The sequence below is a fragment of the Turicibacter sp. T129 genome (assembly GCF_025594975.1).
GTDB lineage: Bacteria > Bacillota_I > Bacilli_A > MOL361 > Turicibacteraceae > Turicibacter > Turicibacter bilis.
This window is the reverse complement of the sequence record NZ_JAMQUU010000048.1, coordinates 1-5,306: the sequence shown is the minus strand read 5'-3', so window position 1 is coordinate 5,306 and position 5,306 is coordinate 1. Positions and strand designations below refer to the sequence as shown.

Here is a 5,306-nt window from a genome sequence, read left to right as displayed (position 1 = left end):
TTTCGAATTTGAAAAAATTTTTTTCCAAAAATAATTTTAGATGATTTTTTTAAATTTGAAAAGAGAACGTGAGGGGAGATAAAAAAAGCACCCACTGGGTGCTTTTTTTGGGACTTCCGAAAGGAAGTCCTATCCTTTACTTGATAATATAGAAACATCTACAGAGAAAAAAAAAGGCTATAGCCCAAGTCGTATCAATGTTTATCGGCATTCTGGCAGGGTAGAAGAAAAGCATAGAAAAAACCTCAATTCTATGTTATAATCAAAGTGTCGATTTAACTACAACTGAAAGGAGGTTTTCTCTATGTTTTTGATTTTTTTGTTATTTGCATAGAGAATATAACATGTTAGATGAAAATAATCAAGAGGAAATCTTTGTCGATTGTGATAAAACAGGGGTTATCTATCATAATTGGCAGGAAGATAAAATAAAAACATTAGAATTAGCACAAAGTTATGCGAGATTAGAAGATGATGATAGAGCGACAAAATGTGTGGAGTGTGGCACATATTTAGATTTTTATTACGATTTAGAAACAGGGGTGCATAAATTGAGACGAGCAAATTTTTGTAAACAACCATTATGTCCCATGTGCATTAAACGTAAGCAAAAGAAGATTTATGGTCAGATGTCTAAGATTATGAACGTGTTGTCTGACGATTATGCTTTTGTGTTTTTGACGCTCACACAGAAAAATGTAAGTGGCGAAGATTTAGCTGATGAAATAGATAATTTGATGAATGGGTGGAAAAGGTTAGTTAATCGTAACCCATTTAAGAAAGCAGTTAAAGGGTGGTTTCGAGCTTTAGAGGTCACACATAATCTTGATGTAAATAGTGTCAGTTATGATACGTATCACCCGCATTTTCATGTGGTGTTAGCAGTTAATCGTAATTATTTCACTAAGAATTATATCAAGCATGAAGATTGGTGTAAGATGTGGCAAGAGTGTATGAAGCTTGATTATTTACCGAACGTTGACGTTAGACGATTTAAAGCGTCTAATAAGAAGGAATTACAGAAATCTGTATCCGAGGCGGCTAAGTATACGGTGAAGGATAATGACTTCTTAATTCCAGATAATCCATCATTACAAGACGATACGGTGGCAATTTTAACTTCTGCATTGTTCAATCGTCGATTAATCGCATTTGGCGGAGTGTTTAAAGAAGTTCATAAGCAATTAAAGTTAGATGATATTGAAACAGGTGATTTGGTGAATGTAGAGGGTGAGGATCTACGAGAAGATGTAGAGTATTATCGTAAAGTCGTGATGTGGAATTTCGGCTATTCGAATTACTACATTAACAGTATCATCTTATCGGAAGATGTAAAACGACAAGATTTAGAGGAACAGATGAGCCGAATTAAGCCGAAAGCTAAAAAGTCGTATGATGATTTAGAGAATTTTAAAAAGAATATGAGTAATAAAAAACTGACATACTCGGTTGAAGATATTCAGAAAAAGATTGATGAAATAGACCGAAAAGTTGGTACTGGGGCTAAGGAAGAGCAGATTTAGGTTTGCTCTTTTTTATTTACAAAAAGTGACATTTTTTTACTATGATTAATCATAAAATTGAGGTTATATTGAAGATAAAATGAATAGGAGGAGTTTTATGTTTGATGTAAAAAAGAAAATTTTAATAGTTAATATGTTAATTTTGTGTATGTTTTCTCTTTTCAAAGTAGATGTATATGCGAGTGAAGAAATAAACAAACACTATGTGGGAGATTTGTTGATTGATTCAAAAGAACGTCTTACTTTTCAAGGAAATGGTGGTTCAGTAACATTAGATTATTTATCTCAAAATAGAAGTGTTGAATGGAAAGTTAAGGTTTATGGTTCTTATGCATATGAATTTTTAGGAACCATTTCTATTAAATCTATGTCAGGAGTAGTTGTTAAATCATATCCAATATCAGGAATGGCCGCCGGAAATCAAAGTGTTGGTGGGGGGATTGACTTGTATTATGCTTCTGGATTAAGAGTGGGAACAAATTATTCGGCGTTAATGACTGGTTGGGCTGTAAATACTGCGGGAACTAAATTTGTAGTTGACGATGATGTTAGAATAAGTTTTAAGTACGGATATTAAAAGAAAGAAGTTTTGCATATGATCATTATAGATAATTTTTATAAAATTAATATTTTACAATTTGAAGCTAAAGAAGATATTTTAGTTTTTAAAATTAAGTATGATATGAAACAATATTCTGATTTTAAAAACTATTGTTCGGATAATTTTTTACATAAAAAAAGAATATTATTAGGATGGAATAAAGAAAAATATAATGTTATTTTTGAAAAAGCTTCATTTGTGTTAGGAAGTATTGATTATAATGAAAATGGAGAAGTGAAGTTTTTGAATAGTGAAGCAAATGGTATTTTGGAGTTTAGAATTGTTGATTAAAAGATAAAAAAGAGCAAATTGTTTTGCTCTTTTTTTATCCTAAGATAGGAGAAAAAATGAATATTGATACAAGTTTAGAATTTTTTCCATTATTATTTTTATGGTTAGTAATGTTATTTTTAATTTATTTTTTAGTTTTGATTGCTTAGAGTTTTAAAAAAAGTTCTATTTGAATATGCTGTAACCATAAGAGTTACAGCAATTATACTAAGGGATACTTTACGCAAGGTAGAGTATCTTTTTTTATTTGGATTTTTAAAAGTATTTTTTGGCATGACAAAAGAAAAAGTGTGCGTGTTAATTTTTATTTTAACGTAAGGCACACTCTTTTTTTGTCAGTTAGAGAGAGAAAAATTTAAAAAAGTGAAACGTAAATTTTTGACTTTGGGAATTTTTTTGTTAGGCTGATTTGCCGAAAGGCAACTCCAAGCGGAGCGATAAGGATTGTTTTTCGCAAATGCCTAGTCACAAAAAAATGGGACCCACTGTCTAAAAATTTTTTTGAAATTTTTTATTTTTGAGAAAACTTTATGCCTAAAGGGGGCGTAAAGTTTTTTTAATTTTTGATGGGAACCAACTGCGTAAAGGAGCAGATCGTTGCCATCAAAATCGGCGAGAGCCGACGTGTTTTTGTTGCTCAAAGTTGAGCAACCACCACCTAGTCAGGTGGTGCAAAGCTCTCCGCAGGAGCTCTACATTTTGATGCAACGTGTCAAAATAACGATAGAGTTCTTTATTTTGTCATTCTTTCAAAATTACTCTTCCCCTCTCCTCATGTTTTGTGCTAAAATTTGAGGTATTGAATAGGCGGTGATTTTTTTATGAGTGGTCAGATGACGATCAGTTTCAACAAAGCAAACAGTACCAGTTTGGCACATAATAATCGTGAGAATTTATTTGGAAATCCGGACATTGATTTGGAACGAGTGAAAGATAACATCATGTATGTAAAGTCGGATATTCGGGAAATGTATCACGAAATTTTTGATCAAGCAGTGGCAGATTATAACGCCAAGCAAAAGAGAAGTGATCGAAAGATTGATGATTATTTTTCAAAAATTTTGCACGACAAAAAAACTCATCATCAACAAGAGTTGATTGTGGCAGTTGGTTGTAAAGATGAAAACACAGAAGAAATATTTGAGATGAAAAAAGAAATTTTAGATGACTACATGAAAGGATTCCAAGAAAGAAATCCAAATTTAAAAGTTTATAATGCAGTCATGCACCTTGATGAAGCGAACCCACATTTACATATTAACTTTGTGCCAGTTTATGAAAGCAAACGTGGATTGAGTAAGCGAGTGGGATTTGATAAAGCCATTGAGCAACAAGATGGATTGACATTTGAGCGTTGGAGAGAAAGTGAAACTGGTGTGATTGAACGTCAATTAAAAGAGAAAGGCATTGAGAGGCGATATAAAGGCTCACACAGCTACATGAAGGTGGCAGAGTATAAAGAGTATGCCAAGAGCCTAGAAACGCTTAGAAGCGAAAAAAACACGGTTAAAAACGATTTGAACGAGATTAAAGGTGAGTTGGAGCAAGTAAGAAGTGAATTTTTAGTCACTGAAAAGGAATTTAAGAAAAAAGATCGTAAAGTAAAAGACTTAGAAGTTAAATCTCAAATCTTAGAAGAGGGGATTGCTAGAGGATTATCTTTTGATGAAAAATTAAGGCAGTTTGGTTTTTTATATCAGTCGGATTTGAAGTCTGAAGAGATAAAAAAATTTCCCGTTGTTGGGGAAATGGTTAAGGTTGAGAAGTATCGTGAGTTAGAAAAAAAATATGAGATCGCGTTAGAGCAGAATGAGAAATTAAAAATGTCTAATGCATTTAATCCAGTTTATCAAAATAGCCTTAGGCAAGACTTAGAAAAGAAATACGAAAGTTTAAGTCAGTCCTTTAATTTAAAAAATAAACTGAATGAGCATTTAACCGAACGAGTAAATGAGTTGAAGAAAGAGAATAAGCAGCTCAAACAAGAATACAAAGAAGCTAAAACATTAATTGAGCATTATAAGAATTTGTATTTTGATACGAAGCAAAGATTTAATGATTTTCAGAAAGACGTTAAATCTTTCATAGAGGAGCGAGACTTAACGCAAGGCTTTAGAGAATTTTTATACAAGCTAAGGCCTGAAAGGTATAAGAATCCAAATCAAATCCAAGAACAATCTAAAGCAAGGCAGATAGAGCCGAAAAGAGTGGTTAGAAGATTCACACCATCGAAAGGAATGGAGCGATAAAAATGACAGAAGTTTATTTAAAGAAAAATCAAGAAACAGGAAGATTTGAATGTTACAATGGATTGACAGATGAATATATGCAGACATTAAACTGCGGAAATCCGTTTATGTTGATTACAGAAGATGAGGATTTAGAAATCCCAGGGCGAATTGAACATGATTCAACCTATGGTTACTACTGGATTGATAGTGAAGATTTTACACGTCAGAAGTTAGAAAACGGAATGCGAGGATATATTGAGTAGAACAGTAAGGAGAAGTTAGACGAGTTTAGTTAAAGAGTGTCTAGGATTAGCCTTTGATGTGCTAAAGCTATTAACGATTATCTTTACGATTGGATATGTCGTGGTAAGTTGGTTTTAGAAAAAATAAAAAGAGCAGATTTGAGTCTGCTCTTTTTTGTATTTAATCAAGGAGAGTAATATGAAAAAAATGCTAGCATTATTTGCTTTGGTTTATTTACTTCGTTTTAGGGATGGTTTGATTATAAAGCTTTGATGTGTAATGGGTATGAAAAAAATAAGGAGTTTGATGAAAATTTTATTTTTTATTTCTGAGAGACTTTTCGAATTTGAAAAAATTTTTTTCCAAAAATAATTTTAGATGATTTTTTTAAATTTGAAAAGAGAACGTGAGGGGAGA

General features: G+C 32.1%; 5 protein-coding genes. All 5 read left to right on the top strand.

Annotation, left to right across the window (positions count from 1 at the left end):
- Nucleotides 1-344: 344 nt before the first annotated feature.
- The 5 genes from NEH75_RS09565 to NEH75_RS09545 all read left to right on the top strand — a co-directional run bounded on the left by NEH75_RS09565 (nt 345) and on the right by NEH75_RS09545 (nt 4,909).
- Complete coding sequence (locus tag NEH75_RS09565) at nt 345-1,523, top strand: protein rep (RefSeq protein WP_262948813.1); 1,179 nt, start codon at nt 345-347, stop codon at nt 1,521-1,523.
- Between the two features lie 97 nt (nt 1,524-1,620).
- Complete coding sequence (locus NEH75_RS09560; protein ID WP_262948811.1) at nt 1,621-2,100, top strand: hypothetical protein; 480 nt, start codon at nt 1,621-1,623, stop codon at nt 2,098-2,100.
- A gap of 18 nt (nt 2,101-2,118) precedes the next feature.
- Nucleotides 2,119-2,415 (top strand): hypothetical protein, encoded by a 297-nt coding sequence (locus NEH75_RS09555; protein ID WP_262948809.1) that lies wholly within the window; start codon nt 2,119-2,121, stop codon nt 2,413-2,415.
- Nucleotides 2,416-3,236: 821 nt separating this feature from the next.
- Nucleotides 3,237-4,664: a plasmid recombination protein gene (locus NEH75_RS09550; RefSeq protein WP_262948807.1), complete on the top strand. Its 1,428-nt coding sequence runs from the start codon at nt 3,237-3,239 to the stop codon at nt 4,662-4,664.
- Between the two features lie 2 nt (nt 4,665-4,666).
- The gene (locus NEH75_RS09545; RefSeq protein WP_128446198.1) at nt 4,667-4,909 is read left to right on the top strand and encodes a DUF5348 domain-containing protein; all 243 of its coding nucleotides are present in this window, start codon (nt 4,667-4,669) and stop codon (nt 4,907-4,909) included.
- Nucleotides 4,910-5,306 lie beyond the last annotated feature (397 nt).